The organism is Cohnella sp., from assembly GCF_041641335.1.
Taxonomy (GTDB): domain Bacteria; phylum Bacillota; class Bacilli; order Paenibacillales; family Paenibacillaceae; genus Cohnella.
In genome coordinates, this window is record NZ_JBEPYQ010000092.1 from 1 (window position 1) to 23,304 (window position 23,304).

At 57.1% G+C, this 23,304-nt stretch carries 17 protein-coding genes; 6 read left to right on the plus strand and 11 right to left on the minus strand.

Annotation, left to right across the window (positions count from 1 at the left end; translation table 11 throughout):
* From pqqC to ACESLM_RS24285, 4 genes are all read left to right on the plus strand, one after another.
* The coding region (gene pqqC / locus ACESLM_RS24270) for a pyrroloquinoline-quinone synthase PqqC (RefSeq protein WP_372635450.1) at nt 1–620 on the plus strand (620 nt) is incomplete at its 5' end.
* Entirely contained in the window at nt 617–886 is a 270-nt protein-coding gene (gene pqqD, locus ACESLM_RS24275) for a pyrroloquinoline quinone biosynthesis peptide chaperone PqqD (RefSeq protein ID WP_372635453.1), read from the plus strand. The genes pqqC and pqqD, both read left to right, overlap by 4 nt.
* Nucleotides 886–1,968 (plus strand): pyrroloquinoline quinone biosynthesis protein PqqE, encoded by a 1,083-nt coding sequence (gene pqqE, locus ACESLM_RS24280; protein ID WP_372635510.1) that lies wholly within the window; start codon nt 886–888, stop codon nt 1,966–1,968. The genes pqqD and pqqE overlap by 1 nt, the downstream gene beginning before the upstream one ends.
* 7 nt (nt 1,969–1,975) lie before the next feature.
* Nucleotides 1,976–2,956: a dipeptidase gene (locus tag ACESLM_RS24285; protein ID WP_372635456.1), complete on the plus strand. Its 981-nt coding sequence runs from the start codon at nt 1,976–1,978 to the stop codon at nt 2,954–2,956.
* On the opposite strand, the gene ACESLM_RS24290 is transcribed toward ACESLM_RS24285, so the two are convergent.
* From ACESLM_RS24290 to ACESLM_RS24300, 3 genes are all read right to left on the minus strand, one after another.
* Nucleotides 2,923–4,035, minus strand: coding sequence for a carboxypeptidase regulatory-like domain-containing protein (locus ACESLM_RS24290; protein ID WP_483862606.1), 1,113 nt, complete (start codon nt 4,033–4,035; stop codon nt 2,923–2,925). The two genes, ACESLM_RS24285 and ACESLM_RS24290, sit on opposite strands and share 34 nt — an antisense overlap.
* 13 nt (nt 4,036–4,048) lie before the next feature.
* The gene (locus tag ACESLM_RS24295; RefSeq protein WP_372635459.1) at nt 4,049–5,773 is read right to left on the minus strand and encodes a pyrroloquinoline quinone-dependent dehydrogenase; all 1,725 of its coding nucleotides are present in this window, start codon (nt 5,771–5,773) and stop codon (nt 4,049–4,051) included.
* A 221-nt stretch (nt 5,774–5,994) separates the two neighbouring features.
* The gene (locus ACESLM_RS24300; protein ID WP_094046713.1) at nt 5,995–6,234 is read right to left on the minus strand and encodes a hypothetical protein; all 240 of its coding nucleotides are present in this window, start codon (nt 6,232–6,234) and stop codon (nt 5,995–5,997) included.
* A gap of 316 nt (nt 6,235–6,550) precedes the next feature.
* Here ACESLM_RS24300 and ACESLM_RS24305 point away from each other — a divergent pair, with 316 nt between their 5' ends.
* A complete protein-coding gene (locus tag ACESLM_RS24305; protein WP_372635463.1) occupies nt 6,551–7,954 on the plus strand; it encodes an MBOAT family O-acyltransferase in 1,404 nt (467 codons plus the stop codon).
* Nucleotides 7,955–7,975: 21 nt separating this feature from the next.
* Entirely contained in the window at nt 7,976–9,262 is a 1,287-nt protein-coding gene (locus ACESLM_RS24310; RefSeq protein WP_372635466.1) for a DHHW family protein, read from the plus strand.
* 30 nt (nt 9,263–9,292) lie between these two features.
* Here the strand turns inward: ACESLM_RS24310 and ACESLM_RS24315 are convergent, their stop codons facing one another.
* The 8 genes from ACESLM_RS24315 to ACESLM_RS24350 all read right to left on the minus strand — a co-directional run bounded on the left by ACESLM_RS24315 (nt 9,293) and on the right by ACESLM_RS24350 (nt 23,290).
* Nucleotides 9,293–10,963, minus strand: a complete 1,671-nt coding sequence (locus tag ACESLM_RS24315) for a response regulator transcription factor (RefSeq protein WP_372635469.1) — start codon at nt 10,961–10,963, stop codon at nt 9,293–9,295.
* On the minus strand, nt 10,960–12,789 hold the full coding sequence (locus tag ACESLM_RS24320; RefSeq protein WP_372635472.1) for a histidine kinase: 1,830 nt from the start codon (nt 12,787–12,789) through the stop codon (nt 10,960–10,962). The genes ACESLM_RS24315 and ACESLM_RS24320 overlap by 4 nt, the downstream gene beginning before the upstream one ends.
* A gap of 59 nt (nt 12,790–12,848) precedes the next feature.
* Nucleotides 12,849–13,694, minus strand: a complete 846-nt coding sequence (locus ACESLM_RS24325) for a carbohydrate ABC transporter permease (protein WP_372635516.1) — start codon at nt 13,692–13,694, stop codon at nt 12,849–12,851.
* Nucleotides 13,695–13,745: 51 nt separating this feature from the next.
* The gene (locus ACESLM_RS24330) at nt 13,746–14,642 is read right to left on the minus strand and encodes an ABC transporter permease (protein WP_372635476.1); all 897 of its coding nucleotides are present in this window, start codon (nt 14,640–14,642) and stop codon (nt 13,746–13,748) included.
* A 66-nt stretch (nt 14,643–14,708) separates the two neighbouring features.
* Nucleotides 14,709–16,394: an extracellular solute-binding protein gene (locus ACESLM_RS24335; RefSeq protein ID WP_372635480.1), complete on the minus strand. Its 1,686-nt coding sequence runs from the start codon at nt 16,392–16,394 to the stop codon at nt 14,709–14,711.
* Between the two features lie 152 nt (nt 16,395–16,546).
* Nucleotides 16,547–18,799, minus strand: a complete 2,253-nt coding sequence (locus ACESLM_RS24340) for a glycoside hydrolase family 2 protein (RefSeq protein ID WP_372635483.1) — start codon at nt 18,797–18,799, stop codon at nt 16,547–16,549.
* A gap of 420 nt (nt 18,800–19,219) precedes the next feature.
* The gene (locus ACESLM_RS24345) at nt 19,220–20,803 is read right to left on the minus strand and encodes a glycoside hydrolase family 3 protein (protein ID WP_372635486.1); all 1,584 of its coding nucleotides are present in this window, start codon (nt 20,801–20,803) and stop codon (nt 19,220–19,222) included.
* A gap of 27 nt (nt 20,804–20,830) precedes the next feature.
* On the minus strand, nt 20,831–23,290 hold the full coding sequence (locus ACESLM_RS24350) for a hypothetical protein (RefSeq protein WP_372635489.1): 2,460 nt from the start codon (nt 23,288–23,290) through the stop codon (nt 20,831–20,833).
* Between the last annotated feature and the right edge of the window lie 14 nt (nt 23,291–23,304).

Consider the following 23,304-nt stretch of genomic DNA (forward strand, 5'->3'; position numbering starts at 1 on the left):
TCGCCATGCACGAAGGCAAGCTCTCCCCCGCCCAGCTTCGGGCATGGATCGCCAACCGCTTCTACTATCAGAAGAACATTCCGGTCAAAGACGCGTTAATCCTCGCCAAGCTGCCGTCCCGGGAGGAACGCCGCGAGTGGATTCAGCGAATTATCGACCATGACGGCCGGGAAGGCGAGGACGGCGGAATCGAGGCGTGGGTTCGGCTGGGCGAAGCCGCCGGCATTCCGAGAGAGGAAATGCTGGACGAACGCCGCGTCCTTCCGGCCGTCCGCTTCGCCGTCGACGCCTACGTGAATTTCTGCAGGCTGCAGCCGTGGCCGATCGCCGTCGCCTCCTCCCTGACGGAATTGTTCGCGCCGACTCTCGTCTCCAAGCGGATCGGCGTATTCGAGCAGCTATATCCCTGGATTCGTCCCGAAGGTTTGGCCTACTTCCAGGCCCGGCTTCACCAAGCGCCCCGCGACGCGGATCACGGCTTAAGCCTCGTTTTGCGCGAATGCGGCAATCGCGCCGAACAGGAGCAGGCGATCTCGGCTTTGCGGTTCAAGTGCGACGTCCTATGGGCGCTCCTGGACGCATTAAGCTTGGCCTTCCCTGACAGGGAGAACGGGCGATGAGCTCCCGGGCGCTGTCGGAAAGGCCGAGACTGCGAAGTCCGGGCCGCATGAAATACGACAAAGCCCGCCAGACCGAGCTGCTGCTGCTGCCGGAGCGGGTCGTGGAGCTTAACGAGGCGGCGGGAGCGATTCTCCGGCTCTGCGACGGGCAGCGCACGATTGTGCAGATGATCGGGGAACTCGAGACGAAATACGGCCAGAGCGGACTCGAAAACGATATCGTCGAATTTCTCGCTGCGTCTGCGGATAGAGGGTGGATCGAGTGATGCCCGTAAGCCTGCCGTACGCGTTGACCGCGGAACTTACGCATCGCTGCCCGCTCCGCTGTCCCTACTGCTCGAATCCGGTCGAGCTGCAGAAAAAAGAGAACGAGCTGCCGACCGACATGTGGCTGAACGTATTGGAACAGGCAAGCGAGCTGGGAGTCGCGCAAATCCATTTCACGGGCGGAGAGCCTCTGCTGCGCCCCGATCTGGAGCGGCTCGTCCGCCGCGCCCGCGAACTGGACCTCTATGTCAATCTCATCACGAGCGGCGTCGGATTAACGGATCAGCGCGCCAGTCGGCTCGCTGAGGCGGGCGTAGACAGCATTCAGCTTAGCGTGCAGGCCGCCTCTGCGGAGCTCGCCGACTCGATTGCCGGTTTCCCGGCTCACGAACTGAAACGGCAAGCCGCCCGGCGAATTCGCGCCGCTGGTCTCCCCCTGCACATGAACGTCGTGCTCCATCGGGCCAACCTTCATCTGCTCGGAGAGATCGTCGAGCTTTGCGCGTCATGGGGCGCGGAGCGGCTGGAGCTGGCCAATGCCCAATATTACGGATGGGCTATGCGCAACATCCGGCAACTGCTCCCGAGAAGAGAGCAGCTTCAAGAAGCCGAAGCCGCCTACGCGAGAGCTCAGGAGCGCTTCGGCGATCGCATCGAACTTTTATGGATCTTACCGGATTATTACGAAGAGTTTCCGAAGCCTTGTATGGGCGGCTGGGGCCAGCTGTCGCTGACGGTCGCGCCGGACGGTCGGGTTCTCCCCTGCACGGCGGCGTCGGACATACAGACGCTGTCTTTCGAAAACGTGAAGGAGCGCGAGCTGGCCTGGATCTGGCGCGATTCTCCTTCCTTTAACGCTTATCGGGGCTATGACTGGATGCCGGAGCCCTGCAGAAGCTGCGAGCGGCGAGAGCTCGATTACGGCGGATGCCGCTGCCAAGCCTTTCTGTTGACCGGCGACGCGCGGGCGGCCGACCCTGTGTGCGTACGGTCTCCTCACCGCGGCATCGTCGCGGATCGGGTTCACGCCGCCGCGCATGGGGATGCCGGCTTGTCCGTCTATTCTTACCGAGGCAGGTGATCGGCGAATGAACATATTCGACGCCCATTGCGATGTGCTCAGCAAGCTGCTGGAAAACCCGGAGCTTGACTTCGCCCATGGCCAAGACGGTCTGGACGTTACGCTGGAGAGAATGCTGGCATCGGGCATCGCCGTTCAGAATTTTGCCATTTATTTGCCCGAACGCTATTCCGGCGATTTCCGTCTCGTCCTGGAAAGCATCGACCTGTTCCACGAACGCATTCTTCGGGAGCCGCAAATACGGTTTATCCGCACGAAAGCCGATCTGCGGCTAGTTTCGAACGAGAACCGGATCGGCGCGCTGCTGGCTCTGGAAGGGGTCGATTCCCTGCATGGAAGCTTGGGCCTGCTTCGCATTCTGCAGCGGCTCGGGGTAACGACGGTCGGCATCACCTGGAACCGCGCCAACTGGGCCGCAGACGGCGTCCTCGAGCCGAGAAAGGGCGGATTTACCGCGGCGGGACTCGATTTAATCCGGGAATGCAACCGGCTGGGCTTGATCATGGACGTTTCCCATCTCTCCGAGAACGGGTTCTGGGAGCTTCTGGAGACGTCCCGCAAGCCGGTTATCGCTTCCCATTCCAACGCAAGCGCGATCAGTCCTCGAATGAGAAACTTGACGGATGCCCAGATTCGCGCCCTGGTAGCGGCGGAAGGCGTCATCGGAATCACGTTCGTTCCGCCGTTCGTAAGCGATGAGCAACCGGTCTCCATGGACAAAATCCTCTTCCATATCGACCATATTTGCTCCCTCGGCGGCAAGCGCCATATCGGATTCGGCTCCGACTTCGACGGAATCCGGCAATGGCTCGTTGGCCTGGAGCACGCGGGCAAATACGATCGATTGGTGAATCTTCTGTTGAAGCATTACCGGGAGGAGGATGTCGAGCTTTTCGTCTACGGCAACTGGTTTCGATTTTACATGGCGCACCTGCCGGACGAGATCCCGCCGGCTCAGGAAGCCGACGGAATCACCCTCGGATCATAATCGTTCGCAACCACGAAACCGACGGGCAGCGCGTCCCCGGCTTTTAACACCTTCTCTTGCCCGACGAACTTCGTCAGCCGCGTTTCGAACAATGCCGGGCGCTGCTCCCACACATCCTTCGCGACGGTCAATACGAAGCGTCCGTCCCGATCGGGGATCGTCACGGTGTAGGGCACCTCGGGCGGAACGTCGAGTCCCGCCAACAGGCCCGAGTACGTCGCTCCCTTCGCCGTCTCGCACATCAGCGTCGGCGGCTTATCGTCGATGATCGCGCCTTCCCGCGGCAGTCGAATCCGGATATCGACGCTGGTGCGCCGGGGAAGAACGAACGCCTTGCCTTCGGGCAGCGCGTACCGGCGCGACCCGACGATCACGGTAAGGTTCGTCTCCTCCTCTTCCGGCCAGTAAAACATCTCGTATTTCCCGTCTCCGTCCGTCGGAGTCGATTTGGCGAAGCCTTCCCCCCGGTCCCGGTCGATCCATACGACCGCTCCCTTCACCGGGTTGCCGTCCGCATCCTCCACCCGGCCGGCAATCCGATACTTGTCGACCTGGAAGAAGGATATCGCGTCATCTGCCTCGCTTCTGATCCGCGCCTGCACGTTAACCCTGCTCGCATCCGCTTCGTCAGGCTTCTCCCCGATTACCTGGATCGGGTGATAGACGGTAATCGCGGCGAAGGCGGACGACAGCCCGTCCACCTCCCGTTGCCCGATCGGCTTTCCCGCAATCTTCGCCTTATTTGCCGATACGAACCGGACGGGCGCATAAGCGAGCAGGCTGCGGTCGACTTGCAGGTCGAAGGAGCCGTCCTCTCCGGACCGAAGCCTTCTCTTATTCAGCCCGGTCTGCAGTTCGGCGCCCGCGACCGGCTGTCCGCCGCAAGTGAGCTTGCCCTTGACGGCAGCGATGTGGGAGCCGTCCGTCCGCCAGGTCTTAACGGTGAAGGAAGCCTTCTCAAGCTCGATTCGCGCTTGAGGAGCTTGCGCCGGCGCGTTCGCCCCGGCGCAAGTGCCGGTCCAGAGGGCTGCAGCCGCGGTGAGCAGCACGAACAACCTCATCTTAGTCATTTTGCTCACGTATGCAATCCCCTTATTGAGCCGAGTGCGCTCCGCCCGTGTCGGCTTCTCCGGCCGAGCCTTGCGTCTTGTCGCCGCCCAGCCCGAACATGTGCACTTTCGGTTTGGCTCCTCCCGTCGTGACGACGACGTATTCTTTGCCGTCGACCTTGAAGATCGAAGGCGCGGACTGCACGTTATCTCCGCTCGTCTGGAACGTCCAGATCACCTTGCCCGCCTTAACGTCCAGCGCATTGAGCTTGCCGTCCAGCTCGCCGAAGAACGCCAGCCCCGAGCCTGTGCTCGTCAAGCCGCCGCGCTGCTGATCCGCCGTCTTGATCTGGTAGGCTTGCTTGCCCGTATCCACGTCGATCGCGGTAATCGTGCCGTATCCTTTGACATCCGGCACCTCTTCGACCACCGTGCCGAAAGCCGCGGCCCCTGGGAAGTCCGGAGTAGCCGCCTCGTCTTCGTTCTTCGCTGCTTTGAAGATCGACGGCTGCTCGATGCCCGGAATCAAGACGTAATTCGTCGCGGGATCGTAGGATTCGGGCGCGTAATTTTCCCCGCCCAGCACTCCCGGATACCCGACCACCCCTTCGGCCGTCGGCTTCGGATGATCGATCTTGGCGAACGGAATGCCGTCCCACACGACGTCTCCCGTAGCGGCGTCCCAGGCAAACCACAGTCCGGACTTTCCCCCTTGGACGACGAGCTTCTTCTTCTCCCCTTTGACCGTTGCGTTGATGATCATCGGAGATGCCGCCGCGTCGTAGTCCCACAAGTCATGGCTGACTTCCTGCCGGGACCAGACGAGCTTGCCGGTCATCGCGTTCACGGCCACGACCGAGTCGGTGTGGGGATTGTCTCCCGGCCGGTTGGCCCCGTAGAAGTCCGGAGCCGGATTGCCCGTCGCGAAGTACACGAGATCGGTTTCTTCGTCGATCGCAACCGGATTCCAGACCGCCCCGCCCCCTTGAAATCTGCTGTTCGCCAGCCAATCCTGGCCTTTGGGCGGCACGGTCCAGAACGGGGAATCCCAGGCCGGCGTCAAGTCGCTCGCCCTGAACGCGGCGACGAAACCGCGAACGCCGTTGTCGCCGCCGCTGCTTCCGATATAGACGTTGCCTTTGTAATACTGGGGAGCGGTCGTCTCGTAGTACCCGTTCTCCAGCGTGACCCCGTCGATATAGTCGGACAGCTTGATCATCTTGACCAGCTCGCCGGTTTTCTGATCCAGGGCAATGAGCGAATTGTCGATCGCAAGCGTGAACACTTTGCCTGCCCCGACCGCAACGCCGCGGTTCGCGATAATGCCCGCCTTGGCGAACGTCGCCGCTTGCTCGGCCGTCGGTTTCCAGTGCCATATTTGATTGCCGGTTACGGCATCGAACGCGAACACCTGATTGCCCGCCGTCGTGACGAAGACGACGCCGTCGACGACGACCGGATAAGACTGGTTCCCGTTCTTGACGTCCTTGTCCAGCGCCTTCAAGTCCGCAGACCAGATGACGCCCAGATCCTGGACGTTCTCGGCGGTAATCTCGGTGAAAGGGACATGCCGAGTATTGGCCAACGTATACCCGTAAGAGCCCCAATTATCGAAGGATGCGCCGGTCGCTCCGGTTGCGGTCGGCGGAGTCGTAGCGGTCTGTTCCGGCGTCGGCGTAGGTGAAGCTTCGTTGTCGTTCCTCGTGCAGGCGCTGATCGCCAATAATAAAGCCAGCGCCGCTCCGATTAGGGCATGCGTTTTTTTCACGGTCGTAACCCCCAACGTCTAATGTACGGTTTCGCGGCTCATGAATCATCCAGCTTCACGCAATATCCGCTGATTATGGTATTTCCAATCCGATGTCAATTAAGTCAGATCCGTACGCACGAAAAAACCGCCAAGGATTCGGATTCCCTTGGCGGTTCTATCCATGATATCCGTAAGAGTGATGCTGCGCCGCGCTGTTTTCGTTTCCGAGGGTGCGATCGTCAATTCGGCGCGCTCTTGGCATCGAGGGCTTCGGCAGCCGCCGCCTCCTTGGCCTCCTGTTGATCGTACAGCTTTCCGAGCTTCCATCCGATGCCGACGTTCACCACTGCCATTGCCGCGAATAAGACGACGTCTCCCCAAGGCTCCGGAAGCAGCAGGTCGGCCAAGAGCCAACCGCCGGTCATCGAGGCCCCCATAATCGCGCCCTTGACGGCCGAATTGAAGTAAGCTCTGCCCATTGGCACACCCTCCTATAGCAGTTGTGATCCGTTAGGATTTTACCGGAAATTTTTCCTTACCCCTACCGTATGTAGGAAGAGCTTGGACTTATACCATGCAGCAGCCATGCGACAGGACGGATTGACGTTCAGGCGGTCTGCTTCCCATCTGCCTATCCGACTATTGCAAGATTCCTTTCTCTTTTCACTAAAAAATGACGAAGCTCGCGCGGCGGCATACAGCCGGATATTGTAATTTGACAACCTTAGGGATGAGCTGTATTATTGTTTTTTTCATCTAGCAGCTGTTCACATCGAGGATAAGGAGAAATCGGTTTTGGTTTTTAGCTCGGTCAGCTTTATATTTTTCTTTCTGCCGCTTGTTCTTGCGCTCTATTTCGCCGTGCCGTTCAAATTGAAAAATACCATTCTCCTACTATTCAGCCTCGTCTTCTATGCCTGGGGCGAACCGAGATATGTCCTTTTGATGATCGTGTCCATACTCCTGAACTACGGTTATGGGATCTGGTTGGATCGATCGCAGCGCGACAAGAACAAAGCGTTCGTCCTTTCGTTTGCGATCGTTATGAATATCGGTCTTCTGGGCTTTTTTAAGTACGCGAACTTTACGGTCGACTTCGTCAATTCAGCCTTGAAAACGAATCTTGAACTGCAGCCGATTCCTCTGCCGATTGGCATATCTTTTTATACGTTCCATGCGTTAAGCTACTTGATCGATGTATACCGAAAAAAAGAAGAAGCTCAGCGGAATCTCTTCAAATTATCGCTGTACATCACCTTTTTCCCGCAGCTTGTAGCCGGCCCTATTATTCGTTACGATGCCGTCGCTCAGCAGCTTGACCGGCGCGCATTCTCTTCCGAGCAATTCGCCGAAGGGATTCAACGCTTTATACTGGGCCTCTCCAAAAAAATTCTGCTGGCGAATCCTCTCGGATTAGTCGCGGACAATGTGTTCCTGACATCGGCGGACGATCTGTCGGCCGGAAGCGCTTGGATCGGAATTATCGCATATACGCTGCAAATTTATTTCGATTTCTCGGGGTACAGCGATATGGCAATCGGTTTGGGTAAAATGTTTGGATTCGAATTCGCGGAAAACTTCAAATATCCCTATATATCGAAGAGCATATCGGAATTTTGGCGACGCTGGCATATTTCCTTGGGCAGTTGGTTCAGGGATTACGTATATATTCCTCTCGGAGGAAGCCGGGTCGCTCGTTGGGAGATGTACCGCAACTTGTTTATCGTGTGGACGCTAACGGGGCTCTGGCACGGGGCCAGTTGGACTTTCGCAGCTTGGGGCCTCTACTTCGGGGTCCTGATCGCGCTGGAAAAAGCCGGTCTGGAAAAGCTGTTGTCCAAGCTTTTTCCCTTGAATCACGCCGTCGTGCTGGTGCTTGTCATGATGGGTTGGGTGTTTTTTCGGGCCGACGATTTTGGCTACGCCACCGCTTTTATGGCTTCGATGTTCAATTGGCGCGGCAACGGGCTATTTGACGCCCAAGCGCTCTCGCTGCTCTATATGAATTGGCACTATCTTATCCTTGCTGTTATTGCGGCTACGCCATTGTTTTCGAAATTGCGAGAGCTGCGGTCCAGTCCGCGGTTAGGCGGAATACAAGCGGCCGCTTCGTTCGTATTCTACTTCACCTTGTTCGCTGAAGTGATCTTGCACCTGATTAATTCGTCGTACAACCCTTTCTTGTATTTCCGATTCTAGCATTCATAAGGGAGAATGACTATGAATAAATCGACATCGGTCTTATACATCGCTGCATTCCTAACGATTATTGGCGGCTTCTCGTTGGCCAGCCTCCTGATGCCGGACAGGAACTTCTCGGCAAGCGAAAATCGAGCGTTAGCCGCACGGCCTGATTCCCGGATCGACTCCATTACGTCGGGAACGTTCTTCAAAGAGATGAATCAATATTTGAACGACCAAATTGCGTTGCGCGACCAGTTGGTTGCCCTGTATCAGAAGCAGCAGGGATCCAAGATTTTCGACGTGATGCTGTTCGAAAACTTGTTCCGCGCCAACTCGCCGCAGAAACCGGAAGACGGCACGCCGGTCGAGGATGCGCGCATCCTATCCAAGCTTGTGCTGATTAATCAGAAGTGGATTCTTCCTCTCCCCGGCAAGGCCGTCTATATGCAGAATATCGATGCGGCAGCGCATAAGCTGAACGAAGCGGTCAAGTTCGCCGCGGATCAAGGGACGGAATCGTATTTCATCTTCAACCCGTCAAGGACCAAGGCGCTGATGCACCTGTACCCGCCTTTTTTGCGAACCGATTCGTATGACAGATCCAAGGAGTATTTTTTATCGAAATTAGAGAAATATGTGAACGTCGTGGATACGGGGAAACGATTCGATTCTTTTACGAATGCGGAGCGGGAACAGTTGTACCTGGAGACTGACCATCACTGGAATATCGCAGGCGCGTTCATCGCTTACCAGGAAATGATCGCACAGCTCTCCGAACGGTCGCCTCTATTTGAGGATGTTCCTATGTCTTTGAATGAGATCGACGTCGGGCAACTGACGGATGGCCGATTCGAAGGGAGCTACAATAGTCAGATTAACGATGCCGTCAATCCCGATCAAGCGGATCGAACGACGATCTACGAGCCCCGAACCCCGCTCGAATTAACTCGGTTTGAAGTCGTTAACAAGGACGGCACGCACCCCCCCCTGGATTTTAACGAGTTTTACGGATTCAAGCGAGGTCAAAGCGCGTATACTTACGGCTCCATCTACGGGGGCGACAGGCAAAAAATCGTTTACGAGAATGCAAGGGCGAACAACGAGTTAAATGTTCTGCTGTTGAAGGATTCGTATATGAATCCTCTTACCCCGTACTTGGCCCGGCATTTTCGCAAGCTGACCGTTCTCGATAATCGTTATTATTCGGAATTCAGCTTGCGTAACGTTCTTGCGAACGAGCATTACGATCTGCTGCTCGTCGCGTTTCACGACGATAATTTGTTCAGTGGAAATTACGAATTCGAGAAAAAGAACGGCCAATGATTGAACGCAGCCTAAGCGGCTGCGTTGAGATCATAAAGAATCCATTCCCTTGACGGACTCCCGGTACTCCTGCGGCGTCATGCCCATTTTCTTGCGGAACAGCCTCGTGAAGTAAGGAGCGGATTCGAATCCGACTTCCGAAGCGATATCGTGAATTCTTTTATCCGATTGCTTAAGAAGCAGCTTCCCTCTCTGAATTCGCGTTTCGTTAATGTACTCCAGCAGCCCCTGACCGGTCATTTGCTTATACATCCGGGAAAGGTACGGCGGGCTCAAATAAACGATCTCGGCCAGCTTCGTCAGCGAAAGCTCTTCATGCAGAAATTGGTGAACGTAGCTGTGGATGCGATCGACGATCCCGTGGCTGCGTTCCTTCTGGAGCTTGCCGTTATGCTCCGCAATGCGGACGCCGAGCTCTCCGAAAAACGCCAGCATCGCCTCCAGCCCCGCATGCTGGTTCGGATTGTAGATTTTATCGATTTGAACGTCGGCCTCCACCGCGTCGATCAGCTTCCTTTTATTCAGATAGGTCAAGAAAAACGCGGAGAGATGGGAGAACAGTTCAAGCCCGAGCCACTTGCCCTCTTCGCTGGCGAACAGCTCCCCCTTTACCCGAAACAAGCTTTCGTATAGCTGTTTAAGTTCTTCGGTTTGCCCGTTATCCATCGAAGATTCCAGCAAATCCAGCTTATGAATATTGGACCGGAGGCGGCCGATTTCCAACAGCAGCGAGCTGGACCCTCGCCTTTCGTCCTCCTCTCTATCCGCAGATTCCGTCATCAAAACCTCTTCGCCGGCGGCCATGCAGAAGGTTAATTGCAGCTTCAGGTCCTCAAGCAGGCTCCCGGCATCCTCCCAGCTTACTGGCCGTAATGACAGCGCGATGGAAAACGGGATGCGCAGCATGCTTTTGCAGGCGGTCTGAATCCGTTCGGCCCCGTCGCCGATCGCTTTCTGCGCGCTTTCCATCGATTCTCCCCTTTTCGGTTGAAGCAGCCATACCGTGCGCGTACGGTCGTACTGGAAGAAGACGAAACGCAAGTCCGATTGGAAGTACTCCTCCGCGATATTGTAGATGGAGTAGAACAGCAGCGCCCGATCCGCGGGTGCCGAGAACGAGCCCCACGCGTCGATTCGCCCGAGCATCGCGCACACCGGACGCTCCGGATCGAGGTCGATGTCCAACTCGGCGAAACGTTTCTTTCGGGCGGCCAGACTATCGACATCTCCCTGAAGGAAGTCGATCAAGTAATCCCGGCGCAGCGACGGCAAGGCCAGGTGAACCTGCTGTCGGGCCTTCTGCATGATCTGCTTGTCGTTTAATTCCGATTCGATATCGGCGATCGCCTTCTCAAGGGCGCTAACGATCGCCCCGTCCCCTTCGGTCTTCAGCACGTAATCGACCCCGCCTTTGCGCATCGCGGTCTGCACGTAATCGAAGTCGTTATAGCCCGTGAGGAAGATAACCCGGCACCTCGGACTTGTCGCCAGAATCGCGTCCGCCAGCTCCATGCCGCTCATGCCGGGCATGCGAATATCCGTCAGCAGAATATCGACCTTGCCGGGGCCTAGCTTGGCCAGCGCCTCTTTGCCTGAATACGCCTTGGTCACATTAAGCTGCAGTTTCGGCATATCGGCAAGCGCCTCCACCAGATAGTTCACGGCGAGCGGCTCGTCGTCCACGATCAGCACGTTCATCATGATTGGCCCTCCTCGATGTCGATGGACGGTTCCGTCGTCTCCGAATCGGACAGCGGAAGCACTACGGAGACCGTCAATCCTTCTCCTTCTATATCCAGTCTGATACCGGCGGAATCCCCGAACTTCAGCCTGAGCCTCCGATGCACGTTCAGCAAGCCTGTTATTTCGGTTTCGTGCGTTCCTTGCGCAAGCTTTCTTCGCCATTGCTCCAACTGCTCCGCCGTCATGCCTGCGCCGTTATCCGCGATAAAGACGACCGCAGCGGGTTCCCCGGCAGAAGTCCGCTCCTGCCGAAAGCCGATCCGGAGCAGGCACTCGTCCATATCGCCGCCGAATCCGTACTGATAAGCGTTTTCCGCTATTGGCTGGAGAATAAGCCGAGGGACTTGAAGCTCGCGCACCTGCTCCGGCGTCTCTTCCATTTCCACGCGGATTCGATCGCCGAAACGGATCGATTGGATTTCAATGTAGGAGCGGACGTGCCGCATCTCGTCCTCCAGACGGACCTCGTCCTTTCCGTTCCTGGTGATATATTGGTAGTAATCCCCGAGAAAACGGGTGAACCGGGTCGCGTTGTCGATATCGTAGGCTTTGGTCATCCGGTAGATCAAGTAAAAGCTGTTATAGAGAAAATGGGGATTGATCTGCGATTGCAGTTGTTTCAGCTCCGACTGCTGCAATCTGATCTTCTGCTCGTACACTTCATAGACCAACTTGTTCAAGTGGGCGACCATATCATTAAACTTCTCGTACAAGTAGCGGAATTCGTCGTTGCTCTCGTGACGGATTTCGACCTGCTTGATCCCCGACTCTACTTTGCGGAATGCGCCTACCAGCTTTCGCAGAGGCCGATGGATAATGCGGTAGATCCAATACGCGAACACTGGGATAACGATAATGGCGGCCGCCAAGACGATCCATAGATACATTCGGTATTTCAGGAGCGGCCCCATCACCTCCCGCTCCGGCACATATACCAAGAGATGGAGATCAAGAGCCTGCGAGTAGAGGGAGGTGATCAAATAATCGCCGTCCTCCAACGCCAGCGTGGACGTCCGAGCGACCGCTCCGCTTGCGTCCCCGGTTCCATCCTTCAACCAGCGGTAAGGCTCTCCGTTCCACTTCTCCTGTATTTTCCCGAAAGAAGCCCGATGCTTCCCGCTCACGATGACGGCGCTTTCGCTTACGAGCGCAGCCCCGCCGCTGTCATAGCCCGGCAGCCGCTCGAGAAATCGATACAGAGCCGGGACGGACAGCTCCAGTTCCAGAATAAAATTCGGATTGCGGTGCTCCAGATTGTAAGCGCTGGGGTAGTATTCGCGGATGTAAAACCGTTCGTTCTGGCGGGCGAAAGGATGCGCCGGACTGAGCGAGCCTTGCTTCACCTTGTCCAGCATCTCCTGATCCAGCTTTGCGACGTCGCCGTCCGACGACACCAAGCGCTCAATAGACGGAATGTAGGCTCTTGCGTTGGCGATATACACGCTGGATTCCTTGATCATTCTTAGCCTTGCCTGAAGCCGCTTTACCGCGGAAAGCCGCTCATACGTCGACATCCGCTGAACCATCAACGAAAGAGCGTCCAAATCCTCGTCGTTCATGAACTCCCGCTGCAGGGCCGCCAAACGTTCGATTTCCGTTTCCAGCGTCAGCAAATAAAACTGGATCTGCTGCTGCAGCGACTTCGAAATTTCCTTGTCGACGATTCCGGCTCCCTTGTCGCTGATCACCCCTCCCAAAACGAGCAAAGGCGTCATAACGAGGAGAAAGGCAAGCACGAGCTTGCCGAAAATCGAAATGCGTTTTCTCGAAGATAGATGATGCATGCCTGCGCCCCTCTCTGAAGAAGGAAGCGGATCGCTCGCATTCCTTTTAACAACCTATGCTACTCCTTCACGCTTCCGAGGACAATCCCTTTTGTAAAATGGCGCTGAAGGAGCGGATAGACGAGCAGCACCGGGATCGAACCGACGAAGAGCTGGGCCGCCCGCGCCGTACGGTCGGAAACCATGGCGAGAACCTCCATGTCCGTCGAACTGTTAATGATCGATTGAATGCCCACCACGACGGTATACAGATAGCTCTGCAGCGGATAGTGATCCGGGGAGTTCATGAACAGGATGCCGTCGAACCAGGCATTCCAATGCATGACGATCGAGAACAGCGTTACCGTCGCGATGGACGCCGACGACAAGGGAACGAAGATTCCCCACATGATCCGCCAATGGCCGGCGCCGTCGATCAGGGCCGCTTCCTCCAGTTCCTTCGGCAGGTTCCGGAAGAAATTGAGCAGGATGACGATATTGAATACAGGCACCGCCGTATGCAGAACAAGCACCCAGATCGTATCCAGAAGGCCGAGGAAACGCATCGTCATGTACATCGGAATGATTCCGCCGCTGAACAGCATCGTGAAGACGAAGATCCAGACGTAGATCGTCCGGCCCGCCAATGCCTTCGCATCCTTGGACAGCGGGTACGCGACCAGAATCGTGATCGTCATATTGATCGTCACGCCGAGCAGCACCCTCAGGAGGGTAACCCCCATCGCGTTCATGAAGGCCGATTCGGTCAGCACGAACTCATAGGACTTGGTGGTGAATTCAACGGGCCACAGGAATACCTCGCCTGCAGTCGCCGCGGAGTTGGAACTGAACGATACGGCGAAGAGATGGATCAGAGGCATCACGCACAGGAGCGCCAAGGCGGTAAGAAAGCCATAATTCAGCATTTGAAATATCCGGTAGGTCGGCGACTTATGTCCGCTCACAGGGGCACCTCCTTAGAAAATACGATAATTGGCAAAGCGGTAAGCCAGAAAATAAGAGACCGAGATCAGTAGCAGCGAGACGACCGACTTAAGCAGACCGACCGCGGTGGCCAAGCCGTACTGCGCTTCCTCCAATCCGATCCGGTACACGAAAGTATCTATAATATCGCCGCTCTCGTATACGGCTGGTCCATACAAATTGAAGACTTGCTCGAAGCCCGCGTTCATAATGTTTCCGATGCTGAGCGTCGCCATGAGGACGATGATCGGCATCATGCCCGGCAAGGAAATATGAAGCGTCTGCTTCCATCGGCTCGCTCCGTCCACCAACGCGGCTTCGTACAACGCGGGATTGATGCCGGCCAGCGCGGCCAAATACACGATCGTGCTGAAGCCGAATTCCTTCCATTCGTTGGAAATGACCAGCGTATAGGGAAACCAGTCGTTGCTTCCCAAGAAAAAGATGCTGTCAAAGCCGAGCCATACGATGAATTGGTTCACGACGCCTCTGCTAGGCGACAGAATATCGATCAGGATACCGCTCAGAATGACCCACGAAAGAAAATAAGGCAAATAGATCAACGTCTGAATCGTTCGCTTGTACGCTTCCTTGCGGATTTCGTTCAATAGCAGCGCGATGGACACGGGTACGACGATACCCGCAACGATTTTCATGGATGCGATAAACGTCGTATTCCACAAAATCTGTGTGAAGTTGGGCAGCTGAATCATATAACGAAAGTGCTGGAGTCCGACCCACTCCGATCCGAATATTCCTTTGACCGGCACGAACTTCTGGAACGCGATTACGATTCCGGCCATCGGAATATAGCTGAAAATCAGAATCGCGATCAGGCCCGGAATCAGCATCAGGTGCAACGGTGCTTGTATCCGCCATTTTTTTAACATTGCAGTCTCCTCCGGCAAGAAGTAAGGGAGAAGGCGAACATTCGCCTTCTCGCCGACATCGCGCTGTTACTTTCTTTCGTTTACTTCTTCCGTGATCTGGTCGCCTCCGAGCTTCTTCCACTCGCTCGCGAACTTGTCGAATTCGGAGATCGGAGATTCGCCCATAATGATCTTCGTGAAGGTCTCGTCCTGGTATTTCTTCAAGGAAGCCATCTTCTCCGACATGGTCGGCGTTGCCGCGCCTTGGAACGCGTTGTAGATGCCTACGCCGTTCCGGTCGTAATGGTCGATGACGCTGTAAGAGCCCTCCGCTCCGAAGACGATCGTCGAGAACCACATCGTCTCGTCTCCTTCCGCGTACTTGGTGAGGCGATCGTAATGAACGTTGGCGGGAAAGCCCAACTGACTGCCGTCGTTCTTGGCCAGCGCTTCTTGGACGAGTCGGAACGCGTCCAGATTGACGTTCAGCGGATCGATGAGAACAGGATGGTACTTGCCCGGGAAAATGCCGTTGTCCCTGGAGATGAACGGATTCGGATCGGGCGCGTAGCTGGTCAGGTAATAGTGCTCCAAGTAAATGTTCGCCAGTTGAATCATCGCTTCCGGATGCTGGGCGCCTTTCTTCACGACGAAGAAGTTGTTGGCCGTGTCGTTCAGTTGAGGTTGAACGGGGCTTCCGTCCGGCGATACGATCGGGTAGACTTTCCATTCGGCGTCCGGATTGTTGTCCTTGTTCGCTCTGTGGATGTGCCCCCCGTCGGATACGGTGCCGTAGGCCAGTCCCAGACGGCCGCCAGCGATATCCTCCGCGATTTTGTTCCAGTCTTTGACCGTGAATTCGCGATCGATGATGCCTTGCTTATACAGCTCGCTCAGCTTCTCCAGCGCCGTCTTCATCTCCGGCTGAATCGAACCGTAAACGAGGTTGCCGGCGTCATCCTTCAGCCAGATGTCGGGATACGCGTTAAATCCGTTGAAGAAGCCTTTCACCGTGCCGTGCGCCTGGAACAAATCCTTGTTCAGCCCCAGGCCGTGCGTATCGTTCTTGCCGTTCCGATCGGGGTCGTCCTTGACGAAGGCCGTGGCGATCCTGATCACGTCGTCGATCGTCTTCGGTTCCGGCAGATTCAGGTTCTTCAGCCAATCGTAGCGCAAGTAGATCATCTCGGCCGTGCTGACCCCACCGTTCACCTGCATCTGCGGAATGCCGAGCAGCTTGCCTTCGTACGTAGCCGCCTTGAGCGCCGTGCCGTTGTCTTGATTCAACAGCTCTTTCAGGTAGTCGCTTCCGTACTGGTCCAACAGCGTCGTCAAATCCTCGAGCTGATCTTCCTCCGACAGTCTGAGCAATTCTTCTTTGTTGACCATCATGAAATCCGGAATGTCGCCCGATGCAATGGAGATGTTCAGCTTCTGGCGATATTGCGATTCGTCTACGACCCACAGATTTTTGACGTTGATGCCGTATTGGTCCTTGAAAATATCCGTCCATATGTTATTGTCGATCGACTTGCCCTCGTCGTACTTGAACGCTTGATTGACGGCCCGCACGGTCGTCACTTCGATCGGAGGGTCGTATTTCCCCAGCGGTCCGGTTACCGCCGAGGCCGCACCCTTGCTCTCTCCCGCTGTTTCGCTTGAAGGCGCGGAGGAGGCGTTCCCTCCGTTCGTCGAATTCGAACAAGCGCCAAGCGTCAGCGCGGACGCCAGCAGCAAGCCCGACGCGATTTTTGCCGTTTTTTTCTTTTCCATGTGTACCCCTCGCTTCATCAGGTTTGTCCTTTGCCTTTTCATTATAGATGCGGCTGTAAGCGCCTCGATACGGGACGATTTTGCGGTCCTTGCCTGATTTTACGCGAATTGCGGATCGGCGGACGCAAGCCGTTCGTTTCCTGCGATCCGAATCAGGATTGTTGGAAGTTCAAGGCATCGCGCTTTGGCGGAGACGGACGGTCGCTTGCCCTGTAGAGGAGCGTGTACGAGGATTTCAGCTCCGGACGGCCCGCGACGACCAGCTCGAGCTCCATTCTTTCGGCGTCTGCAGCCGGAAGCAGGAATCTCGCGGTCGGCCCTCTTCGGTTGCGGTTTGCCTGCAAGCCGTCATAATCCCAGGCCAGCAGCAGCCGGCGCTCGTCCGAACCCAGCTTCAGGTAAGCTTCTACCCTTCCGCCAGGCACCTCTTCCGGGCTATCGTTCAGCAGCCATAGCTCCGGCTCGAACCAGTCTCCCTCGCGCCAGACGAACTTCGGAATGCGAGCGCTCGCAAGAACGGGCCTGCACGAAGCTTGTACGGCGTAATAGGCCGGCTTCGGCTTGTCGGGCCACATGACGATGCTGTTGTTCGCCGCCGCGGGCCAAGCCTCGTTGAAGCACCAGTTCAGCGCCATGGAGCATTTCGGCTTCTGCCGTCTGGCTTCTTCATAGATGCACTTGTAGCCCTCCGATTGCAGCAGCTGACCGTATTCCACGAGCTGTTCCAGCGTCTCGTAAGGCCCGAAATAGTCATCCAGCTGATCCTGCATCAGCCACATTTCCGGAGACAAGGCATGTAACGCATGATGGCTTTCCCATGCCGTACCCGGTCTTGGCGGGAAAAGCTCGTCCTCGGGAATAAAGCTTTGCAGCTGCTCGACGGAGGCCGGCGAAGGGACGCCGAATTCGGTATACGCGGTGTTGCTCGCCTTCGGCATCGCCTCCAGCACGTCTTCCCCCGTACGGTAGCGGAACATGTAATGGCCGTGTCCCATACCCTCCAGCGGCGAAGTCATAAGGAAAGGCGTTGCCGGATCCAGCTCGAAGCAGTTGGCGTTGAGCAGCCGAAGCGGCAGCGATTGATCGGTCATCTTCGACCAGGCGTTAAACAGCTCGTTCCCCCCGCACCACAGGACGACAGAAGCATGCTTGCGAAGCCGGGCGACGATCGAACGGGATTCCTGATCCAGCACGCGCAAATATTCGGGGGTGTCCGGATACAGGTTGCAAGCCAGGGGGAACTCCTGCCACACCATCAGTCCCATCACGTCGCATTGCTCGAAGAAAGCTTCCTTATTGACGATTCCCCCGCCCCAGACGCGGAGCAGATTCATATTCGCCGACTTGGCCAGTTCCAGAAGGCTGCGGTAGTCATCCGAAGAGATCGTGCCCGGGAAAATCGAGGGATTAACCCAGTTCGTCCCCTTGCAGAAGATCGTCCGGCCGTTGATCTCCATCGTGATCGGAGGAAGGCTGCGGCTCTTCGGGAATTGCGAAGGCTCCTTCCAGCCTCCTTCGTGAACGACCAGCCGGACCTTTCTAAAACCGATCGCTTGTCGATGGACTTCCGCTTCGCACTCGTCTTCACCCGCCCCCGACAAGTAAACCTCGGATCGATAGAGCGGTTGATCGCCTTGATCGTGAGGCCACCACAGGCGAGGCTGTTCGATCGTCCCGACCGCTTGAACGGAATCGCCCGCAACCGGAATCGTCCGCTCGAACACCGGATTTCCTTCCGGATCCGCAACCTTCCATACGCATACGCATTCGTCCGTGCCGGCGCCGTTAAATCTTGCGCTTAACGTCAACTCCGCCCGACTCCTATCGGAATTCAGTTCGTATCGGACCTCGGCGTGCGCGATGTGCGCCTGCGAGCGGACCTCCGCATACGTTTCGTCCCATATGCCGAGCGGGATCAGCCGGGGATGCCAATCCCAGCCGTAGCTGACGGCGGGCTTGCAGCTATGGGCCGCCTGGGATCTCCCTTCCGCTCCTTCAAGCCTGGGGGCCGGTTCGATGACGATTTCCAGCTCGATTCTTCCATCGGCGTCCATTCGTTCCGTGAGATCCAGCTCGACGGGAGTGAACATGCCTTCTTGCGACAGAATCGTCCTGCCGTTCGCGCGGATATGGAAATGATAATCGATGCCCTTCGAAACGAAGATCAGCCGCCGCCCCCCTGCTGCCTGTCGGGTTTCCAGCTTGGAGCGGTACGTCCAGTATTTCCGCTCCATCCACTCGTATTGGCGCCAATTGTCTCCGTACGTATGATCTCCCCAATTTTCCGCGTTCGCCCAGTCCAGCTGGACGGCGCCGGGCACGATGGCGGGCACCCAGCGCTTCGGCGCTTCCGACAAGCTGTCGCTCCAGCCGACTTCCCACTGCATTTCGATTTTGCTTCCCATGTTTTAGCCTCCCAGCCTATTATGACTTGCGTATGATCCGCCTAGACAGACCGTTATTCCCGCCAAATCCGCATCGACGTCCCGTATAACGGTCTGGCAGACCGTTATTCCCGCCAAACCTGCATCGACGTCCCGTATAACGGTCTGGCAGACCGTTATACCCGCCAAATCCGCATCTACGTTCCGTATAATGGTCTGGCAGACCGTTATTCCTGCCAGATCCGCATCGACGCTCCGAATAACGGTCTGGCAGACCGTTATTCCTGCCAGATCCGCATCGACGCTCCGAATAACGGTCCGGCAGACCGTTATTCCCGCCGTATTCGGCAATTTGTCGAGAGGAAGAGTAGCGCTGCTTCGAGTGAAAAGATAAGAGCTGCCCCTAAAAGTCACTTAAGGGACAGCCTCGTGCGATTCCGATCAATCGTGCGCGTGCAGATTCCGGTTCAAAACCTTCTCGCCCGCAATGCCCTGAACGAGTAATGGAACGGTGCATGCAATGTCTCCGTACGTGTTGATGATAGTATCGATGGATGCTTCGTACTCCTTATGGACGAACGGGTGAAAATGCGAGACGAAAATAATCGGGGTACCCATCTTCGTCCAACCGCCCATCATATTTCTAGCGACTTCGTCATGAAGACGGACGACGTTCAGGCCGTAGCTCAGCCTGCTCCCGATCGAACAGACGATCAAGTCGAAGCGCTTCTCGGCAGCGGTGTGGCATAACGCGTCGGGGCCCGGATCGATCCACTGCTCGACCTGCTCGGTAAAGCCGCCAAGCGCCTGCTTCATGCTGGCGAGCAGCGCTTCGTTCCGATCGGCATTGTTCATAATGACGGCATGCAGCACCTTCGTTTCCTTGCCGATCGGGAACGGAACAATCCCCTCCCGGTCGCGCACGACCGTGATGCCTCGCTCTACGACTTGCCTTGCAACCGCTTCGTGTGCCGCAAGGTCCGGTACCTGCTTCGGCGCAGCTTCCGTGGCTCGGAACAGACCGAACTGCTCCTTCAACGCGATAATTCGGGCCGCCCGGTTGCGCATCGTTTCGAGCTTAAGCGTTCCGTTCTCCGCTCTTCGTTCCATCTCCTCGTAGAACCGCTCGTCCATTCGAGGGAAGAGGAGCATGTCGCAGCCGTTCTCCAAAGCCGCAGCGCAGGCGTCATAGTAATTCATATAGCCGACGATGCCGCCCATCTCCATGGCATCCGTCACGATCAGCCCTTCGAAGCCCAGTTCTCCGCGCAGCAGGTCGACCAGCAGCCGCTTCGAGACCGTCGCCGGAGGATACAGCCCGCGCTCGTCCGGCTCGTCGAAGGCCGGCAGCGCGATATGGCCCGGCATCAAGGCCATTGCGCCCCGATCGATCAAAGCTTGAAAGACGCGCCCGGGGCCGTCAAACCAGGCAGCTCTGTCCAGCGGGAGCGACGGCGTTGTCAAGTGATGGTCCCAAGAGGTATAGCCGTCCCCCGGAAAATGCTTGATCGTCGCCATCATCCCGTTTTCCTGCAAGCCCGCCATATAGGAGCCCGCCATCTTGACCGCGTGTTCGGGACGGACTCCCGGGCTTCGCATACCGACGACGGGACTGTCCGGGTCGGCCGCCAGATCGGCTACGGGCGAGAACGTCCAGTTGTATCCGAGCTCGCCCGCCTCGAGGGCGGCGATCTTGCCGGCTTCGTAGGCAAGCTCCTCGGAATTCGTCTGGCTAAGCCCCATCATGTAGGGAAACTTGGTCGCGCCCAGGATCATGTTGCCGGGCCCGCATTCCAAGTCGCTGACAATAAAAGGCGGAAGCTTGCAACCAGCCTTGAACTTCCCGATGATTCGTTCAAGCTCGCCTCGTTCCATCGGATGGAAGAACATAGCCCCGAATTCTTCCAGCCTTTCTTCTCCGATCCGTCCGAAGGTCGGACAGCAGATTTGATTGAGGAGCTCCCTGAAGGACAGCGCCGCCGCCGCGCGCTCGGAACTGTCCGCTACTCGAATACGGTATTTCATCGTTGATCCGTCCCTTCTCTTCTACCGTTACCAAGTGATGCTGACGCTGCCGTTTACCGAACGCGCGACGATTTTGTTCTCCCGTCGCTCGAACGAAATGGCTTCCCCGTCCGCATGTTCCGCGCGAAGCTCCACCAGGCCGGCCTCGAGCGCGGCCAGCGGCGGATACACCGTCAGCACGGCATCCGCCAGACCGCTGACGACAAGCTGACGCACCGACTGCTTTCTGCGAGTCGGTATAGCGCTCATCTCCCGGCAGCTCACCTGGGAGGGGCCGATCTGCTCGGCGAAAATCCGGCATTCCTCATGGAACGTCCGGTCCAGCGCGTACGCCGCGCAGCCTTGGCCGATCACGGACGTCTGTCCGGTGATAACCGGTTCGCCGTCCGGAAATCGCAGGCGGAACGACACGGACGTATCCTTCTTGCAGCCGACGAAAAAATAGCCATTGTCGTGCCGCTTGACAAACAGGAGCGCGGATGCCGAGCTCTGGGCGTATTTGTTCTGCATGACCGTATAACCGAAATGCCGGAGCACGGAACGGACGGCGCTCGACGAATCCGCCCATTCGTCTGCCTGACGTACCGGCAGATGAGTGACGCCGGACGGCTCGAACGGAAGCGAGCCCCGCACCCATCCTGCGCGCCCGCCGTTCCATTCCGGCAGGGAGCGGCTTAGCGCGAATGCGCGCCTCTCCTCGCCTTGCCTCACCTCGCAGACGACTGCCGTATGTGCATCGGTCCCGACCGCCAACGTCTCCGCCAGTCCGCCGTCTCCGATTAAGCCGTAGTGGCGCAGCTTGCGAGCCCGGGTATCCTCCCGTTCCAAGCCGTCTTCCATGCCCGTCAGACGGTACTCGAACTCGCCCTCAAGCGGCTGCGCGTTTTGCAGCCGAAGCAGTTCAAGCAGATGCGCGTCGCGCACGGCGCCGTACAGCAGCACTTGTCCGCCTCGCCGTACATAATTCGCGACCGCTTCCGCTTGTTCGCCTTCCAGCCAGCCCGTCGCCACGAACAGGATCGTATCGCGCAGCTTGCCGACGGCCTCCTCCTTCATCGAGAAGAAGACGTCCGTGCCGACGACGGTGTTCAGCGGCAGCCCTTCGTTAATCGCGTTGCGCACGAACCAGTCATGGAAGAAGATCATGCCCGACCGGTCGTTGGGGGAGACTGCCGCATGATGCAGCTCCCGGAAAGGATAAAGCCAAGTTATCAAGCCGGGCTCGTTGGGACGATCCTTCAGCGCCCTTCGGATATGCGGCACGATCTCGGCCGGACCTTCCTCGGCCAGCTCTCCCTTCTCCGTATCGATCGTTAAAATTTCGACGACGCCAGGGCTCTCCGTCTCTCCGGATTCGTTCACTCGGGCAACGGACAGCGGGCAATAGATATCGTGCGGTTCCCTGTCGTACAGGTCGAACCAAGGATTTTGCCAGAACCAGGGGTCGTTCGGGTAGAAGCGATAAGGAAAAGTCTCGCCCGGCAGCTCCGCGATCCGCGACATGTAGCCGGTCATCTCCAGCCCGAAGTCGAAGTTGAGCGCCCCCCACGGCGAGTTGGGCGCCGGATATTCCAGGTAGTTCTTCTCGTAGAGCTGCAGCATCGGGATACAATCCTTCGCCAGATCCATGCCGGTTCCGAAATTGGTTCCCCGGATCTCTACCCGGTAGTCCGGGCATTCCCTCTTGAACAAATCCCAGAACGACAGGACTTTCGCAGATAGCTCGGCATGATCCGCCAACGGGATATTCGTTCCGTCGTAATTGGCTCCGAGGTACGTCCACGGAAAGTACGACAGCGCGAAACCGTTGGAGAACCAGATATAATCGAACCCGAGCGCGGGCAGGAAGCTGGCGCATTGCTTGCCGAAAAACTCGCCGAACGGCGTTCCCTCCGGAATTCCGTCGGGGTAAGCCGCATAGGACGAATCATCCTGCTTCAGCTTCGACCACGTGCAGACGACGGTATAATCGGCCTTCAGCGCAACGTAACGGCCTCCCAGCTCCGCGCGATTGATCTCCGGGTGCGCCTTGTATTTAAAATCTGAGTAAGCGAACTCCGGTCCCGCGTCGAACGTGGCCCCGACCTCCAGCCTTATCCCGAATCGCTCATCGGCGATCCGTTTGAACGAAGCGACGATGCGCTTCAGATCCCCGTAGGTCATGTCCGGCGGATTTGCCGTGTACAGACGGGCAATCCGGGGATTGTCCCGGTCCTGAATGTGGCTGAAATACTCTTCGTTCGCGAACCCGATATATTTCGCCCATTCGAAGGAATCCGTTTCGCGTCCGTTCCAGGTCAAGATTTCGCTGCCGTCCGAAATCCACAGCAGCATGGAGGCCGATTCCGCGATGTCGAGCAGAGGTTTCCACTGCCGAAGCGCTTCCGCGCATACCTCGTCGACGGCCGCTTGCTCCAGACTTTTGAACGGCTTCAGACTCATCTCCAACGTCGCTCTCTTCAACTGTTTCTCGCGCATGCCGGTCATGACGTCCACCCCTT

Excerpts from the sequence above, each read along its gene's own strand:
- pqqD (WP_372635453.1), top strand. The coding sequence starts at position 617 with ATGAGCTCCCGGGCGCTGTCGGAAAGGCCGAGACTGCGAAGTCCGGGC.
- pqqE (WP_372635510.1), top strand. The coding sequence starts at position 886 with ATGCCCGTAAGCCTGCCGTACGCGTTGACCGCGGAACTTACGCATCGC.
- ACESLM_RS24285 (WP_372635456.1), top strand. The coding sequence starts at position 1,976 with ATGAACATATTCGACGCCCATTGCGATGTGCTCAGCAAGCTGCTGGAA.
- ACESLM_RS24300 (WP_094046713.1), bottom strand. The coding sequence starts at position 6,234 with ATGGGCAGAGCTTACTTCAATTCGGCCGTCAAGGGCGCGATTATGGGG.
- ACESLM_RS24310 (WP_372635466.1), top strand. The coding sequence starts at position 7,976 with ATGAATAAATCGACATCGGTCTTATACATCGCTGCATTCCTAACGATT.
- ACESLM_RS24315 (WP_372635469.1), bottom strand. The coding sequence starts at position 10,963 with ATGATGAACGTGCTGATCGTGGACGACGAGCCGCTCGCCGTGAACTAT.
- ACESLM_RS24320 (WP_372635472.1), bottom strand. The coding sequence starts at position 12,789 with ATGCATCATCTATCTTCGAGAAAACGCATTTCGATTTTCGGCAAGCTC.
- ACESLM_RS24325 (WP_372635516.1), bottom strand. The coding sequence starts at position 13,694 with ATGCTGAATTATGGCTTTCTTACCGCCTTGGCGCTCCTGTGCGTGATG.
- ACESLM_RS24330 (WP_372635476.1), bottom strand. The coding sequence starts at position 14,642 with ATGTTAAAAAAATGGCGGATACAAGCACCGTTGCACCTGATGCTGATT.
- ACESLM_RS24335 (WP_372635480.1), bottom strand. The coding sequence starts at position 16,394 with ATGGAAAAGAAAAAAACGGCAAAAATCGCGTCGGGCTTGCTGCTGGCG.
- ACESLM_RS24340 (WP_372635483.1), bottom strand. The coding sequence starts at position 18,799 with ATGGGAAGCAAAATCGAAATGCAGTGGGAAGTCGGCTGGAGCGACAGC.
- ACESLM_RS24345 (WP_372635486.1), bottom strand. The coding sequence starts at position 20,803 with ATGAAATACCGTATTCGAGTAGCGGACAGTTCCGAGCGCGCGGCGGCG.
- ACESLM_RS24350 (WP_372635489.1), bottom strand. The coding sequence starts at position 23,290 with ATGACCGGCATGCGCGAGAAACAGTTGAAGAGAGCGACGTTGGAGATG.